Source organism: Arthrobacter sp. MYb23, assembly GCF_002979775.1.
GTDB lineage: Bacteria > Actinomycetota > Actinomycetes > Actinomycetales > Micrococcaceae > Arthrobacter.
Map to the genome: position 1 here is coordinate 101,811 of NZ_PCPR01000016.1, position 20,963 is coordinate 122,773.

The window sequence follows — 20,963 nt, forward strand, 5'->3', positions numbered from 1 at the left end:
GGGGCGGGGACCCGCTAGAGGACGATGCCCGAGAAAGCCAGTGCCTGCCGCACGAGGTTCCCGCGGCCGCCGTCGAATTCCTGCTGGACGTTGTCGCTGAGCACTTCTTGGGGCGTCATCCACGTGAGTTCCAAGGCATCCTGGCGCGGTTCGCATTCGCCGGTCACCGGGATGACGTAGGCCAGCGAGACGGCGTGTTGCCTGTCGTCGGTGAAGCCGGTCTGTGACGGGGCAGGGAAGTATTCGGCCACTGTGAAGGGGACGGGGCTGATGGGCAGCTGCGGGAACGCCAGGGGACCGAGGTCCTTTTCCATGTGCCGCAGGAGCGCTGCGCGGATGGTCTCGCGGTAGAGAACGCGGCCGGAGACGAGGTAGCGCACCATGTTGCCGTCGGCGTCGCCCTGCAGGAGGGTGCCAACTTCGTTCACGTACCCGAGCGGATCCAGCCTGACCGGGACGGCCTCCACGTAGACCATGGGGAGTCGGCCGCGGGCTTCGAAGAGGTCTTCATCTGAAAGCCAGCCTGGATACGGGTCGGGTGTACGTACGCTCATGGTTAAGTTCTACCCCATCCCCAGCCGAAGTTCCTTGGTGGCGTTCCGGTGGCTGCGTGGTTACGCTCTCGGCGGTATTAGAGGGCCAGAATGGACGCGAGCGGCTCCCCGGATGTTATGCGGGCAAGGATGGCGGGCTCCGCCGCGTCCGAGGCGAGGGCCTTCCCCAGCACGTCGCGTGCAGCTTCGGGGGAGAGGATGATCAGCCCGTTGTCGTCGCCCAGGACCAGGTCTCCGGGGTTGACCTGCACGCCTCCGCAGTGCACCGGGACGTTGACGGCGGAGCCGGTCCCGTGCAGGCGTTTGGTGGTCAGGCAGGACGTCCCGCGGGCGAATACGGGCAGGCTGGCCTCCCGGAGTTCCAGGACGTCAGTGGCCACGCCATCAACCACGACGCCGGCTGCTCCTTGGGCGAGCGCGGCGGCTGCCGTGACGGCCCCCACGGGTGCATGCTGGTGGTCGCCGCCCATGTCCACCACCAGTACATCGCCTGGACGGAGCGCGAGGAGCGCGTGGTTCATGGCGGTGGCATCGTGGTCTGCGATCCGCACTGTGACGGCGGGTCCGGCAATTTTCACGTTTGCCAGCAGCGACTGGATGGAAGGGGAGACGAAGCCGTCCTCAAGGAAGTGCCCGATGGTGGGGTAGCTGACATCGCTCAGCTCCTGCAGGAGTGCTGGGCTCATGGGGTTACCTCCGGGTCCTGGGCAACTACAGCCACGCATTCGATTTCCAGGGACACGCCCCAGAGACTCACGCATACGGTGGTCCGGGTGGGTTTGGCGGTGCCGAAGTATTCCACGTACACGCGGTTGTATTCCTCGAGCTGATCCTGGCTGGTGAGGTACGTGTTGACCTTGACCACGTGGTCGAGGCTGGACCCTGCGGCTTCCAACACGCCCGCCAGGTTCTGGATGGTTTGCCGGACTTGCCCTTCGAAGGTGTCCGGCTGGTCATCCAGGCCGGTGATCGCGGGGATCTGGCCGGAGGTGAAGACGAAACCGTTGGCAATGACCGCCGGGGAAAAGGGCCCGACGGCGGGCGCCTGGCCGGGGATACCGGCCAAGCGCCCGATGGTGGGAACGGTCACTTCGCTGCCGCGGCTTCCGTGGAGCCAGCGGACGCCGGGGCTTCATCGACGGCGTCGATGTTGCCGTACCGGGTTTCGGTCAGCAGGAAGAGCGCCACCAGGGACAGCCCGGCTGCGGCCATGATGTACCAGGCGATCGAGGAGCTCTGTCCCGTCATACCCAGGAGCCAGGTGGTGACGAACGGGGTGGCGGCGCTGCCCAGGAGGCCGGAGAGCATGTAGGCCACGGACAGGCCGGAGTAGCGGACCTTGGATCCGAAGAGCTCGGCAAGGAACGTGGCGATGGGCCCGTAGTTGGCGCAGAACGCGGTCATCATGGCCAGGTAGGCGACGAAGAGCAGTGCCACCGATTTGGTGTCCATGAGCCAGAACATGGGGAACGCGAGGGCGGCTTCGGCAGCGACCCCGGCGAAGATGATGGGTTTGCGGCCGAACTTATCGGAGAGCTTTCCGAAGAACGGGATGAGGAACAGTCCCAGGATGCAGGAGGCCAGGACCACCCAGAGCATCAGGCTCTCCGAGTGGCCGAGTTCCTTCTTGCCGTAGGAGACGCCGGAGGCCACCAGCAGGGTGAAGGTGCTGCCCGTGGACAGGGTGGCGACGCCGCCCAGGACAACCTGCTTCCAGTACTTGGCCATCAGCGCGGCGAACGGCATCTTGGCTTTGGCACCGGCGGTCTTGACTGCCTGGAAGGACGGGGTTTCCTCGATGTGCAGCCGGATGTAGATGCCCACGGTGACCAGGAGCACCGAGGCCAGGAATGGAATGCGCCAGCCCCACGAGTACAGGGCCTCGGTGCTGACCGTGGAGGCCACAATCAGGAAGGCCACGTTGGCGATCAGGGTGCCTGCGGGGACGCCAACCTGCACCAGTGAACCGTAGAAGCCCCGACGGGCGGGAGGGGCGTGTTCAACCGTCATGAGCACGGCGCCGCCCCATTCGCCGCCGAGGGCCAGGCCCTGGATGACACGGAGGAACAGCAACAGCAGTGGCGCCATGATGCCGATGCTGTTGTAGTCGGGCAGCAGGCCGATGGCGAACGTTGCCGCTCCCATGGTCAGGAGGGAGACCAGCAGCATGGATTTGCGGCCCAACCGGTCTCCGAAGTGGCCGAAGATGATGGCGCCCACCATGCGGGCAATGTAGGCGGAAGCGAACGTGCCAAACGCCAGCATGGTGCCGACGATCGGATCAAAGCTGGGGAAGAAGATCTTGTTGAAGACGAGGGCGGACGCTGTTCCGAACACGAAAAGGTCGTACCACTCGACGGTGGTGCCAATAACGCTGGCAAGGGCAATCTTGCGCATCTTGGCCAGGTCCAGCCTGGATGTGGATGCGGAGGAAGTATCTACCGTGTGGGCCATCTGATTCTCCGGATGGGGTGCGGGGACGAATGTCCGGTGCAAGGTAGCTACAACTATGGTGTGTGCCGGATCACACCATCAATGGCATAAACTCCAGCAATTCGGGGCCAGGAATGTGGAAACACACACCGAAGCGCTATGGCCGCCACAAGGGCGCTAGGCCCACGCCACCACCAGCCGTGCCGTCTTCGCAGGAACGGCGAGGTCGATTCCCGTCAGCTCCTGGAAGCGGTTGAGTCGGTTGAGGATGGTGTTGCGGTGGCAAAAGAGTTGCTCGGACGTGACGGTGACATTGCCGGTGGCCAGGTAGTTCCGGACCGTTTCCAGCAGGCGTTCGCGCTCGCCGCCGCGGCACTCGGCCAGGGCCTCTTCGAGCTCCGCGGCGAGGTCCAGGCCTGCGTCCTGCAGGTTTTGCTGGGCCAGCCGGGCCCACGCGGAATCGGCTGACAGTGGACCGGAATCGCGTGGCCGCAGCAAAGCGGCCAGGCTCTCGGCCGTGCGGGCGGCCCCTGGGAGGGCCCGCAGTCCAAGGACTTCGGGCACGTAGCCACAGGGGACATCGACGACGCCGGGTGGCAGCTGCTGACCTTCGGCTTCAGGGCTGCGCGTCTCGCCAAGGGGCTCAGGACCCCGCGTCCGAACAGCCGGCAGCGCCCAGAAAACGTAGGTGTTGCCGCCGGACTCGTGGAGGAACAAACGCTGCCGGGTGTGCTGCCCTGATCCGAACTGGGATGTTGCGGCGCGAAGCCGGGCTCCGGGTTCGCCGCTTGCTGCCACCAGGGCGAAGCGTTGCTCAGGGCTGATGCCCAGTGCCGCAGCTACTTGGGAGGACGTTTCCAAGGAGGGGCTGCTCTGGTTGAACAGGCGTGCAATGAACTCCCGTTGGATGCTGGACTCTTCCTGTGCCATGCTGACGCGCTCGGTCAGGTAACTGGTGTGCGTCCGGGTGGCAAATTCGTCCACCACGCTCCATACCTGGTCCACCCGGGTGGCCAGCAAGGCGGCGTCCTCGGTGTGGGCGATCTCCAGGAGTTCGGCCCAGAGAATGCTGAAGTCCAGCCGTACGGCAGAGGTGAGGGACTCCGGTGGAATGCCGGCCCTGGCGCGTTTGGAGCCAAGGTCGGAAGCGAAGTCGAGCAGGCCATCGCGGCTGTCTGTCCTGCCATTCCTCAGGCCGCTGATCAGCCGCCGGAATGTCTCCCGTGCAGTCTCCTGGATTTCCAGGACTGTCACTTGGCTTTCGCCGTACTCGGGGATCTCCCGGACCCTGGTGGTGAAGGCCTGGGCCAGGGTGTCCAGTCTGCCTTCGAGTTCATCCACCAACTCGGCCCAGCGAACAGAATGCCCTGAAGTATCGGAATTGTGCATTCACACATTCTAGCGCCCTGATTCCGTGGTGGATTGCTAGTCTTTTTGGGAAAAACTACTGGCACTATGGATTGAGTCACACAAATTTGCCCGGGCACCCCCAACGTCCGGTCCCGTTCGCACTCATGGAGCAACTATGGCAAGCACGGTCAGCGGAGCCACGGACGCAAGTCCCACGGCAGTACGCGTCGTCGATGAAAGCGTTACCAAGAAGGTGGCCCTGGCTGCCCTCGTGGGCACTGCACTGGAATGGTACGACTTCTTCCTTTTCACCACAGCCGCTGCGCTGGTGTTCAACGCACAGTTCTTCGTTTCCCAGGACCCCTTCGTGGCGGCCATGGGATCCTTCGCCACACTCGCAGTCGGCTTCGTAGCCCGGCCGATCGGTGGCTTCATCTTCGGTGCCCTCGGAGACAAGGTTGGCCGCAAGAAGATCCTCATGGTCACCATCGTGGGCATCGGCATTGTCACCGGCCTCATTGGCCTCCTGCCGAACTACATGACCATCGGCTTGGCGGCCCCCATCCTGCTGGTTGCCCTGCGCATCGTCCAGGGCCTCGCCGTCGGCGGTGAGTGGAGCGGCGCGGTGATTATCGCCGTCGAGAATGCACCAGTGGAGAAGCGTGCACGCTACGCCGCACTGCCGCAGATCGGTTCCCCGATCGGCACCATCCTGTCCTCCGGCGGCTTCTTCGGCATGCTGTTCCTGGTGGGTCAGAGCAACTTTGACGCCTGGGGCTGGCGCATCCCCTTCATCGCAGCCATCCCGCTGCTGGCCATCTCACTGTGGATCCGCAGCCGCCTCAGCGAATCACCCGAATTTGAAGCCCTCATGGAGTCCGGCGAGACCGAACACGCTCCCATCCGTGGCGTCCTGAAGAACAGCTGGCGCCAGATCCTGGTGGGCATGTGCTCGGCTTTGCTCGGCATCGGTGGCTTCTACCTCATCACCAGCTTTGTGGTCTTCTACGGCACCAAGGTCCTCAAACTGCCCTCTGAACTCCTGCTCATGGGCACCCTGCTTGCTGCAGCCCTGGAGATCGGCGCCCTCATCTGGGCCGGCCGCCTGGGTGAAAAGTTCGGCGCCAGCAAGGTCATCCTGTGGGGCGGCGTGGCTTCGGCCATCATTGCCATCCCGGTGTTCCTCGCCATCGACAGCCGCGACCCCGTTCTGGTTGTCCTGGGCATGATGATCGGCGTCGCCGTCCTCTCCATCCCGTACGCCGTCTCCGGCACGGCCCTGACCGCGTTGTTCGCCACGAAGGTTCGTTACACCGGCGTCGCCATCACCTCCAACACTGCCGGCGTCATCTCCGGCTTCGTGCCGCTGATCGCCACCGCCCTGGTGGCAGCCAACAACTCCTTCTGGCCGGGCGCCATCATCCTGCTGGTGGTTTCCGTACTGACGGCACTCTCCGGACTGTTCCTCCCCGCCCTTTCCATCGAAGAAGAAGGAATGAAGCATTGAGCACAACCACCGCCGGCCACTTGATTGTTGGCCAACTCGAACGGGCAGGCGTCAAGCGTGTGTACACCGTTCCCGGCGAGAGCTTCCTCGATGTCCTTGACGGGCTGCACGGCTCGCCCATCCAGAACGTGGTGGCCCGCCAGGAAGGCGGTGCCGGGTTCATGGCACTCGCCGAAGGCCGCCTGACTGAACTGCCGGGCGTTGCCATGGTGACGCGTGGTCCGGGTGCGGCCAACGCCTTCATCGCCATCCACACCGCCTACCAGGACGCCACTCCGCTCATCCTGTTCGTGGGCCTGATTCCGGTGGCCGACCGCGGGCGTGAGTCCTTCCAGGAATTCGATATCAACGCCTGGTTCGGCAGTACCGCCAAGAAGGTAGTGACCCTCGACGACGCCGCTTCCGCCGCCCGCGTGGTGGACGACGCCATCTTCACCGCCCTCAGCGGACGCCCCGGCCCCGTGGTGATCGGTCTCCCGGAAGACGTATTGGTGCACGTCGTGGAGAACGCCACTGTGGAACCCCGCAAGGTTGCCCGCCCTGAGCCGGCCCTCACGGACCTGGAGGAGCTGAACCGGAAGCTGACGGCGGCGCGCAAGCCGCTGGTCGTCGTCGGCGGTGAAGGCTGGACCCAGGAATCCGGTGAGCAGTTGGCCGCTTGGGCGAGCCGTAACAGCGTCCCGGTGGTGGCCGACTTCCGCGCTTACGACGCCGTCCCGCACCGCAGCGATGCCTACGCCGGTTTCCTTGGCTACGGCCGCAGCGACGCGAACGCCCAGCGCCTGGACGACGCTGATCTGATCGTTTTTGTTGGCTGCGTCCGCGGCGACGTCCTCTCCGATGGCTACAAGCGCGGACTCGACGCCGACACCGTCGTGGTCAACGCGGACGCCAACCTCCTGGGCCACTTCGGCCGCGTGGACCAGCACATCGTTGCGGATGTCACCGCATTCGCCAACGCCCTCGCTTCAACCAACGCGACCACCAACGCGACCACCAACGCGACCGGTAACCGCGAGGAAGGCTGGTTCGCCAGCGCCCGCGCCGATCAGCTCACGTTCTCCACGCCGGCGCCCGACGGCGGCATCGGCGTCGACCTGGGCGTCGCCATGGAGGTCCTCACAAAGGAAATGGCCGACGACGCCGTCCTCACCTTCGGCGCCGGAAACCACGCCCTGTGGCCCGCCCGGTACCTGGACCACAACTCGGCCAATTCCCTGGCCGCTCCGCGCAATGGTGCCATGGGCATGGGTATCCCCGCAGCCGTGGCAGCCTCGCTCGCTTATCCCGGCCGTCAGGTCATCTCCGTGGCAGGCGACGGTTGTTTCATGATGAACGGCCAGGAGATCGCCACGGCCATGGGCTACGGCGCCGCGTTCATCGTCCTGGTGGTGGATAACGGCATCTTTGCCACCATCCGTGAACATCAGGAAGCGCACTACCCGGACCGGCCGTCCGGCACGCACATGACCAACCCGGACTTCGCCGCACTCGCCCGTTCCTACGGCGGTTTCGGCGAGCGCGTGGACCGCACGGAAGACTTCGCAGCCGCGTTCCGCCGCGCCGTCGACTCAGGGCTCCCGGCCCTGTTGCACCTGCCGCAGGACCCCACCACGCGTTCCCCCAAGACTTCAACAAACTGACCGGAGCCCTCACTGTGATCCAGCTTCAGAACATCATCAACGGCGAGTCCGTGGACGCCGCGGCCAGCCTGCCCTTCTTCGACCCCGCCACGGGCCAGCAGATCGGCACCGCGCCGGACAGTGACGCTGCCGCCGTCGACGCCGCTTTCCAGGCCGCTGCCGCAGCTTTCAAGAGCTACAAGCGCACGACGCCGGGAACGCGCCAGTCGCTGCTGTTGCAGCTGGCCGACCTCATCGAGGCGAACGTTGACCGTCTGCTCGAGGCCGAGGTTGCCTGCACCGGCAAGCCTTCCGCCCTTACCAAAGAGCTCGAAATCCTGCGCGGCGCGGACCAACTGCGCTTCTTCGCCGGGGCGTGCCGGGTGGTTTCCGGTACGGCCCAGACGGAGTACGTGGAGGGTTTCTCTTCCACCATTCGTCGCGAGCCCATCGGTGTGGTGGCCCAGATTACGCCGTGGAACTACCCGTTCATGATGGCCATCTGGAAGATCGGTCCTGCCCTCGCTGCGGGCAACACTCTGGTCCTCAAACCTGCCGACACCACCCCCTGGTCCACTCTGGTCCTGGGTGAACTGGCGCAGCAGGTCTACCCGGCCGGCGTGCTGAACGTCGTGTGTGGCGGTCGCGAAGCCGGCGCTGCGATGGTGGAGCACGACATCCCGGAGATGGTCTCCATTACGGGCTCCACCCGGGCCGGTGCGCAGGTCATGTCTGCTGCGTCCAAGACGCTTAAGGACGTTCACCTGGAGCTTGGTGGCAAGGCGCCCGCTGTGGTGTTTGCCGACGTCGATATCCAGCGGACCGCGAGCGAAATCGCTCTGGCTGCCTTCTTCAATGCCGGGCAGGACTGCACTGCGGTGACCCGCGTTCTGGTGCACCAGGACATTCATACGGAGTTCGCAGCAGCCCTGGCCGACGCCGCCTCTGCCTTGAAGGTTGGGGGAGAAGAAGCCGATCTTGGCCCGCTCAACAGTGCTGCGCAGTTGGAGCGGGTAGAAGGCTTCATGTCCCGCCTGCCTGCCAACGCCCGCGTCCTTTCCGGTGGAAAGCGCACCGGAACCGGCTTCCACTTTGAGCCGACGGTGATCGACGGCGTCTTCCAGACAGACGAGGTGGTGTGCGACGAAATTTTCGGCCCCGTGCTGACCGTCCAACCGTTCGCCACCGAGGAAGAAGCGATCGAACTCGCCAACGGCACCAAGTACGCGCTGGCCTCCAGCGTGTGGTCCGAGAACCACGGCGTGGTGACCCGCGTATCCAACGAACTCGACTTCGGAGCCGTCTGGATCAACTGCCACCAGGTGATCCCGGCAGAAGCACCGCACGGCGGATTCAAGCATTCGGGCACGGGTAAGGACCTCTCCGTCTACGGACTTGAGGACTACACGCGCATCAAATCCGTCACCACCTCCCACCGCTAGAACCGGACATGAAACTCGACCTCCTCCTGCGGAACGCAGACATCATCACCATGGATCCGGACCACCCGGTGGCCGGTTCGCTGGGCATCTGGCAGGGCCGCATCGTAGGCCTGGACCACGATCTGGATGGCTTGGACGCCGTTGAAGTCTTGGACCTTGGCGGTGCCACCGTCACTCCAGGCTTCATTGATGCCCACTGCCACACCACGTGGTTCGGGCTGGGCCTCGCGGAGTTGGACGTGTCCGGTGCACGTGGCTTGGAGGAGCTCTATGGGCTGCTGACAGGTGCTGTTAGCGACGCCGGGGCTGGTACCAACGCCGACGACGGCGGGGGCTGGCTCTTCGCTACCGGGTTCAGCCAGACACAGCACGGCGGGTCCTTCCCGGACATTGCCGAGCTGGACCGCATCACGGGGGAGCGGCCGCTGTTCATGCGCCACAACTCCGGGCACATGGCCGTGGTCAACACCGCCGCGCTGCGGCTGGCAGGTGCGGAGTCGCCGTCGTTCCCGGATCCCGACGGCGGTGCGATCGTCCGCGACGCAGCGGGACACCCCACCGGACTGGTCCAGGAGACGGCCCAGGAGTTGATCCAGCAGCTGATCCTGCCGTATTCGTTGGAGGAGATCGAAGCCGCCCTCGAGAGGGCCACGTTGTACTACGCCTCCGAGGGCATCACGAGTTTTACCGAGGCCGGGGTGGGCGGCGGGTGGATCGGGCACAGCCCGGCCGAGCTCGCCGCCTACCAGAGCGCCTCCGCCAACGGCCGGTTGCATGCCCGTGCACAGGTCATGCCGGTGCTTGATGTACTGCACGGCCTCAACGGGCATTCCTCGGACAGCGTTGGTGCCACCCCGGCCGGGCTGGATCTTGGCATCACCAGCGGATTCGGCAATGACCACCTGTCCCTCGGCCCCGCAAAGGTGTTCCTGGATGGCTCGCTTCTGGGCGAAACCGCAGCCGTGAGCCACGAGTTCTGCAGCCACGGGCACAAGGACAACAGGGGCAATACCGGCTACTTCCAAGCGGACCCCGCCCAGCTGCGGGAACGCATCGAGGCCGCCTACGCCGCCGGGTGGTCCATCGCGGCCCACGCCATCGGGGACAGGGCCGTTGACCTCGCCGTGGATATCATCACCCACTGCCAGGCCGTGTACGGGCAGCGCCGCTTGCCCAACAGGATCGAGCACGCCTCCATGACGCGCCCTGAGCAGCTGGCAAGGCTCGCGGACGCAGGAATTGCCGTGACACCCCAGGCAAGCTTCTTCCGCGACGGTGGGGACGGCATGACCGCGTCCCTCGGGCCGGACCGTTTACCGTGGGCCTACCGGGCAGCAAGTTTCCTGGAAGCAGGAGTGGTGCTCGCGGGAAGCTCGGACCGGCCGGTAGCCGACGGGAACGTGCTTCGCGGCATGCAGGCGTTCGTGGACCGCAGGACCGGGTCCGGGGCCGTCTTCGGGAACCCGGCCGAACGCCTCACCCCCCATCAAGCTCTGGCCGCGTACACCAGCGGAGCCGCCGCAGCCACGGGTTCCCTCGGGGACAAGGGCACCCTGTCGCCGGGCAAACTCGCCGACTTCGCCGTCCTTTCGGCCTCACCGTTGACGGCACCCAGCATCAGCGAACTGCAGGTCCTGGCCACCGCCGTCGGAGGCCGCTTTACCTACCAATCAACCCACTTCCACGCTGAACTTTCCCCTGAAAGTTCGTTCGCGTCCCGTGTTTCAGCGGGCCGTGTATCAGCAACCCAAAGCTCATAGGGGAGACCATGACCATCACCACCAGTTTCACCACCCAGGACACCGCCTTCGTGCAGGACTTCCGGACCATGAGCGCTTTCGGTGCCACGGCGAACGGCGGCGTGGATCGCCAAGCCGCAACCATTCCCGACGGCGAACAGCGCCGCTGGCTCGCCGGCCTCCTGGAGGAGCACGGCTTCACGGTGAAGTTCGATCACGCCGGCAACCAGTGGGGCCTTTACGAAGCCGTGCCCGGTGCGCCCTTCGTGGTGGTGGGCTCGCACATGGATTCACAGCCGACGGCGGGACGTTACGACGGCGCGTACGGCGTCCTCGCTGCTGCCCACGCCGCGTTCCGCCTGGCAGCCCGCTGGGAAGCCGGCGCCACGGCACCCAAGTTCAACCTCGCCGTCGTCAACTGGTTCAACGAGGAAGGCAGCCGCTTCAAGCCGTCCATGATGGGCTCGTCCGTCTACACCGGCAAGCTAAAACTCGAGGACGCACTGAACACCCAGGATGCCGCCGGGGTTACCGTGCGCGACGCCTTGGACGCTATCGGGTGCCGCGGAACGTTTGAGGGGCCGGAGGCAGCGTACTGCGCCGAGATCCATATCGAGCAGGGCCGCAGCATGGAGCGTGAAGGCGTCACTATCGGGCTGGTCAGCTCCAACTGGGCCGCGAACAAGTACGAGTTCGTGGTTCACGGGGAGCAAGCACACACCGGTTCCACGGTGATCGCGGACCGCAAGGATGCCCTGCTCGGGGCCTCGATGCTGGTGGTTGCCGCGCGCGAACTCGCTGATCGCTTCCCAGGTGCCCTGCACACCTCGGTGGGTCAGCTCAATGTCTACCCGAACTCGCCCGTGGTTGTCCCGTCCCGCGTGAACCTGTTGCTGGACCTGCGCAGCGCCGACGAAGCCGTCCTGGCCGAGGCCGACGCCCTGCTACACGCCCGCATCACGGAGATCGAACGGCTGGCCAACGTGTCCGTTGAGAAGCACCACTCACACTCGTGGGCCGTCACCCCGTACCAGCCCGAAGGCGTGGAGCTCGCGGCCAAGGTTGCGGCCGACCTCGGGCTGTCCAACAAGGAAGTCATGACCCTCGCCGGGCACGACTCCACCAACATGAAGGACCTCGTTCCCACCGTGATGCTCTTCGTGCCCAGCGTGGACGGGATCTCCCACAACGAGCACGAATACACCACGGACCAGGACATCGTGGCTGGCCTCACCATGCTCACCGAGGTAGTTGGCCGCCTGTGTGACGGGGCGCTGGAGGACTAGCTGTAGCTCTAGCTGTACTGGCTCGCTTGCGGTGCGGGCGTTCGGTCAGCCGGTGGGCTTTCCACCAGGATCGACGCCGGCGCCGCGCCGCCCGAGGCATCAGGGTTGGCGATGTACAGGACGTTCTCGCTGATCCGGGCCTCGATTTTCGCTTCCTTGAGGCGTTCCAGCAGTGGTTCCAACCCGTCGTCGTACTCGAACGCGAGATCGCCGTTGGCACCATCCGCTCCGTGGATCACCCGCAGGATTCCGCCGTTCTTGGTGGTGAACGTGGCCGATTCGTCGTCCTCGTTCCGGGGCCTGGCGCCGATGTTGCTGAGCGCGTTGGCTGCCAGGCCTACCAAGGGGCTGATCCAGGTGGCCACCACGGTCAGCGCCGGGTGGGCGTTGCCAGAGGTGGCCCAGGTGCCATCCGCTGCCCGTTCCGCGGGGAAAGCGAAGAACTCAAAGCCGTCGTCTGCAGAAATTCGCACCGTAATTCCGTCAGGGCCTTCGTGGAGTTCCGCCTCGGTGCCGGCTTCCTCGGTACGCCGGGCAAATTCCTCCAGATTTCCCACCTCGACGCCAAAGACCGTGGATCCGTCCAGCGGGTGGCCATGCTGCACGGCGGCTAACGCGAGGCGACCCGAACCGGCGTCGAACTCCCGCCAGTCGCCGTCGTCCACGGTTCTCACCAGGCCCAGCGCTTGCAGGAGTGCGGACCACTCCTCGGGCCTGGACGTGTAGTGGATGGGGCGGGATCGCAACATTGCTCCTCCTGGGTTTGTCAGGGCTTCCGCGTTTCAGCCTATGCCGTATCTGCCGTTCACAGCAGAATGAATCCATGCCCATTGAGCTTGAAGAACTTCTTGTCCGAGACGGCGCCGAGTGGCGCACCTGGTTGTCGGCGAACGCCGCAGCGTGCCCCGGTGTGTGGCTGATCCTGCACAAGAAGGGCGGCACGGTCACGGAGCTGGACTACGACGCCGCCTTGGACGAAGCCCTGTGCTTCGGCTGGATCGACGGACAAGCGAAGAGCCGCGACGCCGAAAGCTACATGCAGCGCATGACGCCGCGGGGCCGCAAGAGCATCTGGTCAGCTCGCAACGTGGGGCACATTGCGCGGCTGGAATCCGAGGGCAAAATGACGGACGCCGGACGAGCCGCCGTCGAGGCCGCAAAAGCTGATGGACGCTGGGAAGCCGCCTACGCTGGCCCCGCCGACTCGGTTGTCCCGGAGGACCTCGCCGCAGCCATCGCAGCCGTTCCTGAAGCCCAAGCCATGTATGACGTCCTGACCTCCCAGAACCGCTTCGCCCTCATTCACCGCACCAACGGGGTCAAACGGGCAGAGACCCGGGCACGCAAGATCGCCGGTTTCGTGGAGATGCTGGCCCGCCACGAAACCCCGTACCCGCAGCGGAAGCGTCCGGCTTCCAGCGGCGGCTCTTCCAACGGCAGCTAGAGCGTGGCCGCAGCTTCCAGCGCCATCCAGGCTTGAAGTTGCGTGGAGAGCTCGACGGCGGTCCCCGCCGGATATGTTTCGTCCGCCGGCCGTTGGGGGTCGAAAGAGAACACGATCGCAGGCTCTTCCCGGCGAGCCTTGGCCTGGTTCTTCTCCTCGCGGCGGCCTGTCCAGAACGCTTCTGCCGTACTGTGAACCAAGGATCTGGCCGTTTCCCGCGTCTTGCCTGGAAGCCTGACGTCCCGGGCTGCAAGCGCGAGATAGCGCAGCAGAATGCCGGTAAAGAGCCCGCCATCTCCCGTGCCGTCGCCGCGGATCACCCGCGTGCCGGGAAGCGTCAGTTCGCTTCTCACGGCGTCCACCAAGAGGGCGGCCCTGCGCAGATTGTCTTTTCCGCCCAATTCCAGCAGCGCGCCCAGGACCGGGCCCTGGTTGTAGGTGTAAATGGCCCCATCCACCACCACCTCGCCGTGGCTGATCCGAAGCCCGTCCTGGTACAGGCCCCGTTCCGGGTGGAGCAGCTTGCTGTTGAGCCAGTTCACCAACTGCTGTGCGCGCTCCGTGTGGCCGGTCCGGGCGTAGTAGAGGGCCACCGGGGCGGTGGCAGGAGTGTTCTTGAAATCCCGTTTGGTGCTCCAGAATGTGCCACCGCCAAGGTGGTCCGTGGAAGCGGAATCAAACTGCAGGGTCAGGCACTTTTGGACATACGCGTTCCGCCGGCGACCAGGTTTCTTGGTCTCCTCTGCCAGCTTCTCCAAGCGCAGGGTCGCGAGGGCCAGCCACGCCATGTCGTCGTAGTAGTCGTTTACGAATCGCAGCAGGTTCCGTAATCGGATGGTGGTGACCAGCCGGGAAGCGAGCCTGCCGGCGCTCGGCCGGGAGCCGCCGTCGAACTTTGACTTGCCGGCAAGTTCGCGGCGGCCGGCATCCACCAGACAGTCGACGTAGTGCGCTTGCCACCAGTAATGCCAAGGGCCGGAGAGACTCTCGCGGATGTTGTTGGGCAGGCTCACGGCGCCGATGTGGGTCCCGGGCAGGAACCAAAGGCGCCTGCCGAAGCTTCGGGTCACCGATCGGGCCGCCCGGTTGGCACGCATTGCCCACTCGGCGGCGTCTGTGGAGGGGGCCGGAACCCCTGCTGGCTCGATCTGGCTGGACATGGAAATAGCCTATCGGGGCTGGCGGATGGGCCCAGCGGGGCCGGGGGATGAACCCAGCGGGGCCGGGCAGTGTGCGCCTGGCCACAATTCCAGTTAACATGCATTAACGGATTTGGGTCTTGCATCAAGGAGGATGAATGGACATCAAGGGTACGGTTGCGCTGATTACTGGTGGGGCGTCGGGTTTGGGCGCTGCCACCGCCAAACGACTGTTCGACGCCGGAGCTTCGGTGGTGTTGGTGGACCTGCCGCAGTCAGCCGGGGACGCCTACGCGGCGGAGCTAAATGCTTCGGGTCCGGGTTCGGGCCCGGGTTCGGGTGCGGGGGAGTTGGCCCCGCGGGCGGTCTTTGCTCCCGCGGACGTCACCAACGAATCCCAAGTCCAAGCCGCCGTCGACGCCGCCACCTCCATGGGCCCGCTCCGGATCGTGGTCAACTGCGCAGGCATAGCGACACCCGGAAAAGTCCTCGGCCGTGATGGCGTGCTGCCGCTGGAGAACTTCACCAAGGTCATTCAGATCAACCTTGTGGGAACATTCAACGTGATTCGCTTGGCCGCCGCAGCCATGGTGGAAACCGAGCCCGTCTCCACGGAACTGGGTGGACCCGAACGCGGCGTCATCATCAACACAGCATCCGTCGCCGCCTTCGAAGGCCAGATCGGCCAGCCTGCCTACGCCGCATCTAAAGGCGCCGTAGCAGCCATGACGCTGCCCTTGGCACGCGAGTTCGCCCGATCGTTGATCAGGGTAACCACCATTGCGCCCGGCATCTTTGAAACACCCATGATGGCCGGACTTCCCCAAGCAGCCCAGGACTCCCTTGGGCAGCAGGTTCCGCATCCCGCCCGCCTCGGCCGGGCCGCGGAATACGCCAACCTGGCGGCCCACATCGTGGAAAACGCCATGCTCAACGGGGAAACCATCCGGCTTGATGGCGCCATCCGCATGGGACTCAAATGATGGGAGACTACAGCGGCGCTCCGGGGTCGCCCGGAACAGTTGGGTCCGTTTCGCCGTCCGTGGCTGACCTCCCCACTGCCGACTTCTTCGACTTCGAATCGCTGCTCAGTGTTCAGGAACAGCGGAAACTCAATGAACTCCGGGCGTTCCTTGCCTCCGAGATCGCCCCCTACGCCGGCCACTGGTGGGAGGAGGCGGAGTTCCCGGAACACATCCTCCCCAAGCTCGCGGCCCTCCGGCTCAGCGCCCCTGCCCAGCGCGGGTATACGCACCTGTTTGCCGGACTGGTGATCGCGGAAATGACACGCGTTGACACCTCGATCGCCACATTCTTCATGGTCCACCACGATCTTTTCGTGGAATCGCTGTACGACTTCGGCAGCGACGCTCAACAGGACCGCTACCTCGACGACGCCTCCAACCTCCGCACCACCGGAGCCTTCGCTCTCACAGAACCGAACCACGGGTCAGACGTCGCCGGTGGCATGGAAACCACCGCCCGCCGGGTTGAACGGCCGGATTCCGACGGCGGCGATTACTGGGTGATTAACGGCGCCAAACGCTGGATAGGTAACGGGACGTTCTGCGACTACATGCTGGTGTGGGCCAAGGATGAAAAAGACGGCGCAGTCCGTGCTTTCATTGTTGACGCTTCCCTGCCGGGCATTACCCGCAGCCGCATCGAGAACAAGATTGCCCTGCGCACGGTACAGAACGCCGACATCGTCTTTGAGGACGTCCAGGTAGCTGAAACGGATCGCTTCGCCGGCATCAGCAGCTTCGCGGACACCAATCATCTCCTCCGCGGATCCCGCATCATGGTTGCCTGGCAAGCAGTAGGCCAACAACTGGCAGCATTCGACGTCGCCCGGCAGTACGCCGTCGAGCGCATGCAGTTCGGCAAGCCACTGGCCAAGTTCCAGCTCATCCAACAACACCTGGTGGACATGCTCGGCAACGCGGTTGCCAGCATGGGAATGATGGTTCGTATAGCGCAGCTGCAGGAGGACATTTTCACGGACGCCCAAGGAGTGCGCCACGGTGGAGCCGACATGGCACAAGTTGCGCTCGCAAAGGCCTACTGCAGCGCCAGGATGCGGGAAACCGTCGCTTTGGGCCGTTCCATCCTGGGCGGGAACGGAATCGTCACCGATTACCGCATTGCCAAGATCTTTGCCGACGCAGAGGCAATTTACACGTACGAAGGCTCCTACGAGATCAACTCCCTGATCGTAGGCCGTGCAGTGACTGGGGTTTCAGCCATCACCTAGGCCGCTCAGACCACGTCTCTCACTCCTGGGGGAGCTTCTCTCCCGCTTCCACGCGGACGTCCAGTGAGTTGCCCCGGACAGGCATGGGGCACGTGCCGTACGGGGTGAAGGCACTGGGGTAGTTGATGGCACGGTTGAAATCGATCACCACGGTCCCATCAGGGCGAGGACGGGGAATGAAGACCTTACGCCATTCATCCGTGGTCTCTCCGTTGCTTTCATCGTGGAAGGTGACGTTGAGGGCACCCAGCTTCTCTTCTTCCGCGTGCAGCCGGATTTCGTGGGGAACACCCGGCACCCGGAACGCAACCTCGCCCACTGACCGGTGGACGCCATCCACCAAGGGGTTGGCCGTGCCGATGGGTACGTCCACAGGCTCAGCGTAGGCTTCGAACCGGCCCTGGACAACCCAGTCGGGGTTGTACTCGTAAGTGGGGACGCCCTTGAACCGGGTCAACACTGTGGAGCTGTTGTCGCGCGTGCGGACCGCGTATTTGTCCGCACGCATGGCAAGTTCCACCACAACCTGCTTGCCGTCGTCGCCTCCAAACTGCACCCACATGAGCGACTCTTCATCCTGCAGCGTCGCCGTGATGGTCCCCTCTACGGCCTGTCCTGTCTCCACCACGGTCAGTCCATCCTCAGCGCTCGCCGTGAGGAAAGCCGTGGTGCCGTCAGTAGACCAGAGGCCCGGAACAAGTTCCACCCCGGACGGCTGGGACTCAAGCCATTGGAAAGACGTGAGCGTCAACCAGCCGTGCTCAGTGGCAAGGGCTGCATTCCGGCCTGCACGGAACCGCTCCCACCGTGCGAGTTGGGCGTCGGTTGCGGTGGTGGGCGAGCTCATGGTTCTCCTCAGCTAGTGTTCGCGTCAGTTCGCGGCGGTTGCTCTTGCCTCAACTATGCGCCGGGCGTGGGCATTCCCGGAATCCAGCCCCATCGAGGTCAGGACTCCACTGCTATGGATCGGCTCGCGCTGGCCCTGAACTCATGCCAGCGCGAGCCGGGATTGATGGACGGCAGCGTTGGCCTGGCACCACATGCCCGGACCAGTTTCGCCGTCGTGCCCCGGAGGGCGTTTTGATCGCCTGGGCGTTTTTGATCGCCTGGTTAGTGCGAACGGTGCCTGTGCTTACGGGCGCCCGCAAAGGCGAGCAGGGATCCCACGGCCAGAAGTGCCGCAGCCAGGAAGAAGAACGCTTGGCCTTGTGCGCCCGTGTTGGCTAACTGTTCCGCAGTGGCAGACGGCGCCGGGGTCTTCGTCCACGCCGGTTCGGTTGGTTCTGCCGGAAGAACCACAACAGCGGGGCTGCTGGTGCTGGGGATAGGTGTTGCTGGGCTGGTGCTGGTGCTGGTGCTGGGGATGGGTGTTGCTGCAGCTGTCCCCTGCCCGGTTCCGCTGGCATGGCTCCGGCGCATTTGGGCCCCCACCTGGTTTTCCTCGCCTGAGATGGTCACTGTCCCGTTGTTTTCGTAAACGTCCAGGGAAGGATCAGACACCTTGGTCATCACAAAGAGCTCCACGTGTTCGCCTTGGGGGAGGCCGGTCCAGCTGACCTTGAGCGACTGAGGGGTACATTCGATGGTCGCTGGATATTGCTCGTTGTCGTAGGGCTCAACGATGTTGCCGGCCTCGCCCCGCACCTTGCCAACGCGGGGTGTGACCCGGCTGCAGTCGATGACCATTCCGGCTGCGGGGACATCGGTGACCACAACGTCGTTGTTTGCTGAGGCCATGGGCGGCATGTACAGGATCGATTGAAGCTCAGATTGTGCAGGGTCCGCCCACCACATCGACTTTCCCGCGGTTGTGGGCACCTCCGGGAGGCAGTTTTCCGTGCACGGTTCGATACTCACCGGGACGCGAACCACGCTGTCGCCGAAAACGAAGCTGAGTTCCTTTGTTCCGCCGATCGCCGGATCCACGGAGTATTGCGTGACGAACGAGCACGTTCCGCCCACATTCAGCGGATGCAGGGCGACGAAGTCAGTGAGCGTGAAGACCACCTGGCCGGCGTCGTTGGCCGTAGCTGTTGCCACCCTCTGGCCATCGGGAGTATCCAGATCAAAAGTTGCAGCGCCAAACCACCGCAGTTCGGGGGGAAGCTGCAAAGTGAACGTGTCCCCGGGTTGCGAGTTGTCCGGGACGGACCATTCGCAGGTCAGATTCACTTGGTCCCATTGCCGGGTGACTATGGAGCTGGTGCTAAGAGTGATCTCCGCGTCCGGGATCTCCTCAGCACTGGCGGGCAGGGCGGAGAGTCCCAGGCCCAGGACAGCCATGCCAACGGCCAGCAGTGCAGCCACCAGTGACACAGTTTTTTGATGGATCTGGTTATTCATGATGGGAAAGGTCCTTCTAATCCTTGGGATGTGTTCCGTCACAAGGTCAGTGTTCGCAATGCGTGGTTCGTTACGCTGCAGAACGGTTTTCGGCCAAATCGGGCTAGCACGACGAGTCCCGCGCGGCCGTTGTGGCGGTGGCGGCCGCTGCCGCAGCCCTGGAAAGCGGGTAGAAATTCATGTGCGCGGGGCACAGCCGGCCCTCGCCGAGGGCCTCCAAAGCAGCCTTGCAGTCCACCAGCTGGGACAGGTTTTTTTCGCTGACGGAAAAGAGGACATGGACGGCGGAATCTTGGTACATTGCCGTCGCTCCGGTTCCTTGCAACTCACAGTTGACGGCATCCCCAAGCCGGGCCAACAGGGTCCAGCAATGGCTGCGGCTGTCCCGGGGATGGGGCAGCGAGATGATTGCCAGCGCATGCGAGCCAGGCCACTGCGCGCCGAGTGTGGACACCTCGTGGATTCGTCGTTGAAAGTGGGCCTGGGTGGCCAGCCCTGTATAGACGTCGGTGCACGAGATGGCGGGGGCTGTTTCGGCAACCTCGGCCCAGCCTTCCGCGATTGACAGGAGGGCATCGACGTCAAGGGCCTGCTCCGCTGCGGTGAACAGGGCACGGAAGTCGTTCAAGGTTTCTCTGATACTGACGCCATTCCTGGCGCGCGCGGCACCCAGCAATTTTGCTGCGGGGGCCGGAACTACTGAGCTGCTGACGAGGGACGTGGCCACTGTCCGGACTTCCGGCAGGAACCAGTCCGCGCGGAACCGCCAACCCCTTTGGTAACTGGCGGTCCGCCATCTGCTCAGCAAATGGTGCTGCAAGAATGTGGACTCGGCACCTGATTTTGTCCGGAACGATGTCATATCCCAACAGTGCGTAAAAGAGCCTTTTCGTGACGGAGGCGTCTGGAGAATCGATTGCTAAAGACTATGTACAAAACTGGCGTCACGACTTGGGCCGCACCCCCACTCCTTATATATGGGCAGGGTTCTCTACGATTTGGGGGTGCCATAGATGGCACAAACGTCACATGCGAGCAACAAATCCAGCGTCGACGACGGTCAACTCATTGACTTGGTCCGCAATGGAGACATGTCTGCCTTTGACGGACTCTACGAGCGCCATGTGTCCGTTGCATCCAAGGTTGCCAGACGCAACGTGGACAACCAGAGTGACGCTGAGGATGTGGTCGCGGAGGCTTTCCAGGCTGTCCTGCAAAGCCTTGTTGCCGGCAAAGGGCCGGACACGTTCTTCAGGGCTTACCTTTTGTCCACAGTTGCCCGGTTGTCCCATCATCGGAATCGCAAAGCCGGCAAAGTGGTGCCCAGCGGCGACGAATCCGTCCTGGATCAAGCCTTGTCGGACTCGGACCCGGCAATAGGCGCTTTCGAGTCGCACACCATAGCCAAAGCCTTCCGGGCCCTTCCTGAACGGTGGCAGGCTGTGCTCTGGTACTTGGACGTGGAACGCATGAAACCTGCGGCCGTGGCGCCAATTCTGGGTCTCTCCGCCAACGCCGTTTCTGCACTCGCCCTTCGCGCCCGTGAAGGTCTGAGGAGGCAGTACCTGCAGTGCCACATCTCGGAGCAAGCTGACACTGAGTGTTCCCAGTACGTATCGAAGCTCGGCAACTACATCCGCGGTGGAGTGTCCACCGCCACTGAGCGCAAGATCCGCGAGCATCTGAACGGCTGCTCATCATGCACAGCGGCCCTTGCGGAACTGAAGGACGTTCAGGGGAGCATGAGGGCAGTCCTCCTGCCCCTGGTCACAGGAATCCCGGCCGCGCTGTGGGCAGGGGAAGGGGCTGGACTTGGCGTCCTCGGTGGCATGTTTCCCGCCAAGGCGGCC

General features: G+C 64.2%; 19 protein-coding genes. 9 read left to right on the forward strand and 10 right to left on the reverse strand.

Annotated elements, in window-relative coordinates:
- Positions 1-14: 14 nt before the first annotated feature.
- From CQ020_RS16250 to CQ020_RS16270, 5 genes are all read right to left on the reverse strand, one after another.
- Complete coding sequence (locus CQ020_RS16250) at positions 15-554, reverse strand: NUDIX hydrolase family protein (protein WP_105692788.1); 540 nt, start codon at positions 552-554, stop codon at positions 15-17.
- A 77-nt stretch (positions 555-631) separates the two neighbouring features.
- A complete protein-coding gene (locus CQ020_RS16255) occupies positions 632-1,240 on the reverse strand; it encodes an RraA family protein (RefSeq protein WP_105692789.1) in 609 nt (202 codons plus the stop codon).
- On the reverse strand, positions 1,237-1,644 hold the full coding sequence (locus tag CQ020_RS16260; protein ID WP_105692790.1) for a RidA family protein: 408 nt from the start codon (positions 1,642-1,644) through the stop codon (positions 1,237-1,239). Before CQ020_RS16260 ends, CQ020_RS16255 begins: the two co-directional genes overlap by 4 nt.
- Positions 1,641-3,008 (reverse strand): MFS transporter, encoded by a 1,368-nt coding sequence (locus CQ020_RS16265; protein ID WP_219844522.1) that lies wholly within the window; start codon positions 3,006-3,008, stop codon positions 1,641-1,643. The genes CQ020_RS16260 and CQ020_RS16265 overlap by 4 nt, the downstream gene beginning before the upstream one ends.
- Positions 3,009-3,164: 156 nt before the next feature.
- Complete coding sequence (locus tag CQ020_RS16270; RefSeq protein ID WP_105692791.1) at positions 3,165-4,376, reverse strand: CdaR family transcriptional regulator; 1,212 nt, start codon at positions 4,374-4,376, stop codon at positions 3,165-3,167.
- A 136-nt stretch (positions 4,377-4,512) separates the two neighbouring features.
- On the opposite strand from CQ020_RS16270, the gene CQ020_RS16275 reads away from it, so the two are divergent.
- From CQ020_RS16275 to CQ020_RS16295, 5 genes are read left to right on the forward strand one after another with little or no spacing between them, the layout of a single operon-like run.
- Positions 4,513-5,844, forward strand: a complete 1,332-nt coding sequence (locus CQ020_RS16275) for an MFS transporter (protein ID WP_024819528.1) — start codon at positions 4,513-4,515, stop codon at positions 5,842-5,844.
- Positions 5,841-7,487: a thiamine pyrophosphate-dependent enzyme gene (locus tag CQ020_RS16280; RefSeq protein ID WP_105692792.1), complete on the forward strand. Its 1,647-nt coding sequence runs from the start codon at positions 5,841-5,843 to the stop codon at positions 7,485-7,487. The genes CQ020_RS16275 and CQ020_RS16280 overlap by 4 nt, the downstream gene beginning before the upstream one ends.
- 14 nt (positions 7,488-7,501) lie before the next feature.
- Entirely contained in the window at positions 7,502-8,908 is a 1,407-nt protein-coding gene (locus CQ020_RS16285; protein WP_105692793.1) for a gamma-aminobutyraldehyde dehydrogenase, read from the forward strand.
- An 8-nt stretch (positions 8,909-8,916) separates the two neighbouring features.
- Positions 8,917-10,668, forward strand: a complete 1,752-nt coding sequence (locus CQ020_RS16290) for an amidohydrolase (protein WP_105692794.1) — start codon at positions 8,917-8,919, stop codon at positions 10,666-10,668.
- Between the two features lie 8 nt (positions 10,669-10,676).
- Positions 10,677-11,933, forward strand: coding sequence for a M20 family metallo-hydrolase (locus CQ020_RS16295; RefSeq protein WP_105692795.1), 1,257 nt, complete (start codon positions 10,677-10,679; stop codon positions 11,931-11,933).
- An 8-nt stretch (positions 11,934-11,941) separates the two neighbouring features.
- Here the strand turns inward: CQ020_RS16295 and CQ020_RS16300 are convergent, their stop codons facing one another.
- Positions 11,942-12,682: a hypothetical protein gene (locus CQ020_RS16300; protein ID WP_105692796.1), complete on the reverse strand. Its 741-nt coding sequence runs from the start codon at positions 12,680-12,682 to the stop codon at positions 11,942-11,944.
- A gap of 74 nt (positions 12,683-12,756) precedes the next feature.
- Between CQ020_RS16300 and CQ020_RS16305 the strand changes: the two genes are divergently transcribed.
- Positions 12,757-13,377 (forward strand): YdeI family protein, encoded by a 621-nt coding sequence (locus CQ020_RS16305; protein WP_105692797.1) that lies wholly within the window; start codon positions 12,757-12,759, stop codon positions 13,375-13,377.
- Here the strand turns inward: CQ020_RS16305 and CQ020_RS16310 are convergent.
- The gene (locus tag CQ020_RS16310; protein ID WP_105692798.1) at positions 13,374-14,537 is read right to left on the reverse strand and encodes a glycoside hydrolase family 76 protein; all 1,164 of its coding nucleotides are present in this window, start codon (positions 14,535-14,537) and stop codon (positions 13,374-13,376) included. The genes CQ020_RS16305 and CQ020_RS16310 overlap by 4 nt on opposite strands.
- Before the next feature lie 137 nt (positions 14,538-14,674).
- On the opposite strand from CQ020_RS16310, the gene CQ020_RS16315 reads away from it, so the two are divergent.
- Entirely contained in the window at positions 14,675-15,499 is an 825-nt protein-coding gene (locus tag CQ020_RS16315) for an SDR family NAD(P)-dependent oxidoreductase (protein WP_105692799.1), read from the forward strand.
- On the forward strand, positions 15,499-16,770 hold the full coding sequence (locus tag CQ020_RS16320) for an acyl-CoA dehydrogenase family protein (RefSeq protein ID WP_105692810.1): 1,272 nt from the start codon (positions 15,499-15,501) through the stop codon (positions 16,768-16,770). The genes CQ020_RS16315 and CQ020_RS16320 overlap by 1 nt, the downstream gene beginning before the upstream one ends.
- Before the next feature lie 19 nt (positions 16,771-16,789).
- On the opposite strand, the gene CQ020_RS16325 is transcribed toward CQ020_RS16320, so the two are convergent.
- The 3 genes from CQ020_RS16325 to CQ020_RS16335 form a co-directional block, all read right to left on the reverse strand.
- Positions 16,790-17,617: a DUF1684 domain-containing protein gene (locus CQ020_RS16325; RefSeq protein WP_105692800.1), complete on the reverse strand. Its 828-nt coding sequence runs from the start codon at positions 17,615-17,617 to the stop codon at positions 16,790-16,792.
- 263 nt (positions 17,618-17,880) lie between these two features.
- Positions 17,881-19,113 carry an Ig-like domain-containing protein gene (locus tag CQ020_RS16330; RefSeq protein WP_105692801.1) on the reverse strand — a complete coding sequence of 411 codons (1,233 nt, stop codon included), beginning with the start codon at positions 19,111-19,113 and terminating at the stop codon, positions 17,881-17,883.
- 103 nt (positions 19,114-19,216) lie between these two features.
- On the reverse strand, positions 19,217-19,975 hold the full coding sequence (locus CQ020_RS16335) for a hypothetical protein (protein WP_105692802.1): 759 nt from the start codon (positions 19,973-19,975) through the stop codon (positions 19,217-19,219).
- Positions 19,976-20,126: 151 nt separating this feature from the next.
- Here CQ020_RS16335 and CQ020_RS16340 point away from each other — a divergent pair.
- Positions 20,127-20,963: sigma-70 family RNA polymerase sigma factor (locus CQ020_RS16340; RefSeq protein WP_181151911.1), on the forward strand; the 837-nt coding region annotated here is incomplete at its 3' end.

Bases quoted from the DNA above. Each gene is read 5' to 3' on its own strand.
- CQ020_RS16275 (WP_024819528.1), top strand. From the start codon at position 4,513: ATGGCAAGCACGGTCAGCGGAGCCACGGACGCAAGTCCCACGGCAGTA.
- CQ020_RS16320 (WP_105692810.1), top strand. From the start codon at position 15,499: ATGGGAGACTACAGCGGCGCTCCGGGGTCGCCCGGAACAGTTGGGTCC.
- CQ020_RS16315 (WP_105692799.1), top strand. From the start codon at position 14,675: ATGGACATCAAGGGTACGGTTGCGCTGATTACTGGTGGGGCGTCGGGT.
- CQ020_RS16290 (WP_105692794.1), top strand. From the start codon at position 8,917: ATGAAACTCGACCTCCTCCTGCGGAACGCAGACATCATCACCATGGAT.
- CQ020_RS16330 (WP_105692801.1), bottom strand. From the start codon at position 19,113: ATGAATAACCAGATCCATCAAAAAACTGTGTCACTGGTGGCTGCACTG.
- CQ020_RS16335 (WP_105692802.1), bottom strand. From the start codon at position 19,975: ATGACATCGTTCCGGACAAAATCAGGTGCCGAGTCCACATTCTTGCAG.
- CQ020_RS16255 (WP_105692789.1), bottom strand. From the start codon at position 1,240: ATGAGCCCAGCACTCCTGCAGGAGCTGAGCGATGTCAGCTACCCCACC.
- CQ020_RS16250 (WP_105692788.1), bottom strand. From the start codon at position 554: ATGAGCGTACGTACACCCGACCCGTATCCAGGCTGGCTTTCAGATGAA.
- CQ020_RS16305 (WP_105692797.1), top strand. From the start codon at position 12,757: ATGCCCATTGAGCTTGAAGAACTTCTTGTCCGAGACGGCGCCGAGTGG.
- CQ020_RS16270 (WP_105692791.1), bottom strand. From the start codon at position 4,376: ATGCACAATTCCGATACTTCAGGGCATTCTGTTCGCTGGGCCGAGTTG.
- CQ020_RS16300 (WP_105692796.1), bottom strand. From the start codon at position 12,682: ATGTTGCGATCCCGCCCCATCCACTACACGTCCAGGCCCGAGGAGTGG.
- CQ020_RS16325 (WP_105692800.1), bottom strand. From the start codon at position 17,617: ATGAGCTCGCCCACCACCGCAACCGACGCCCAACTCGCACGGTGGGAG.
- CQ020_RS16310 (WP_105692798.1), bottom strand. From the start codon at position 14,537: ATGTCCAGCCAGATCGAGCCAGCAGGGGTTCCGGCCCCCTCCACAGAC.
- CQ020_RS16295 (WP_105692795.1), top strand. From the start codon at position 10,677: ATGACCATCACCACCAGTTTCACCACCCAGGACACCGCCTTCGTGCAG.
- CQ020_RS16265 (WP_219844522.1), bottom strand. From the start codon at position 3,008: ATGGCCCACACGGTAGATACTTCCTCCGCATCCACATCCAGGCTGGAC.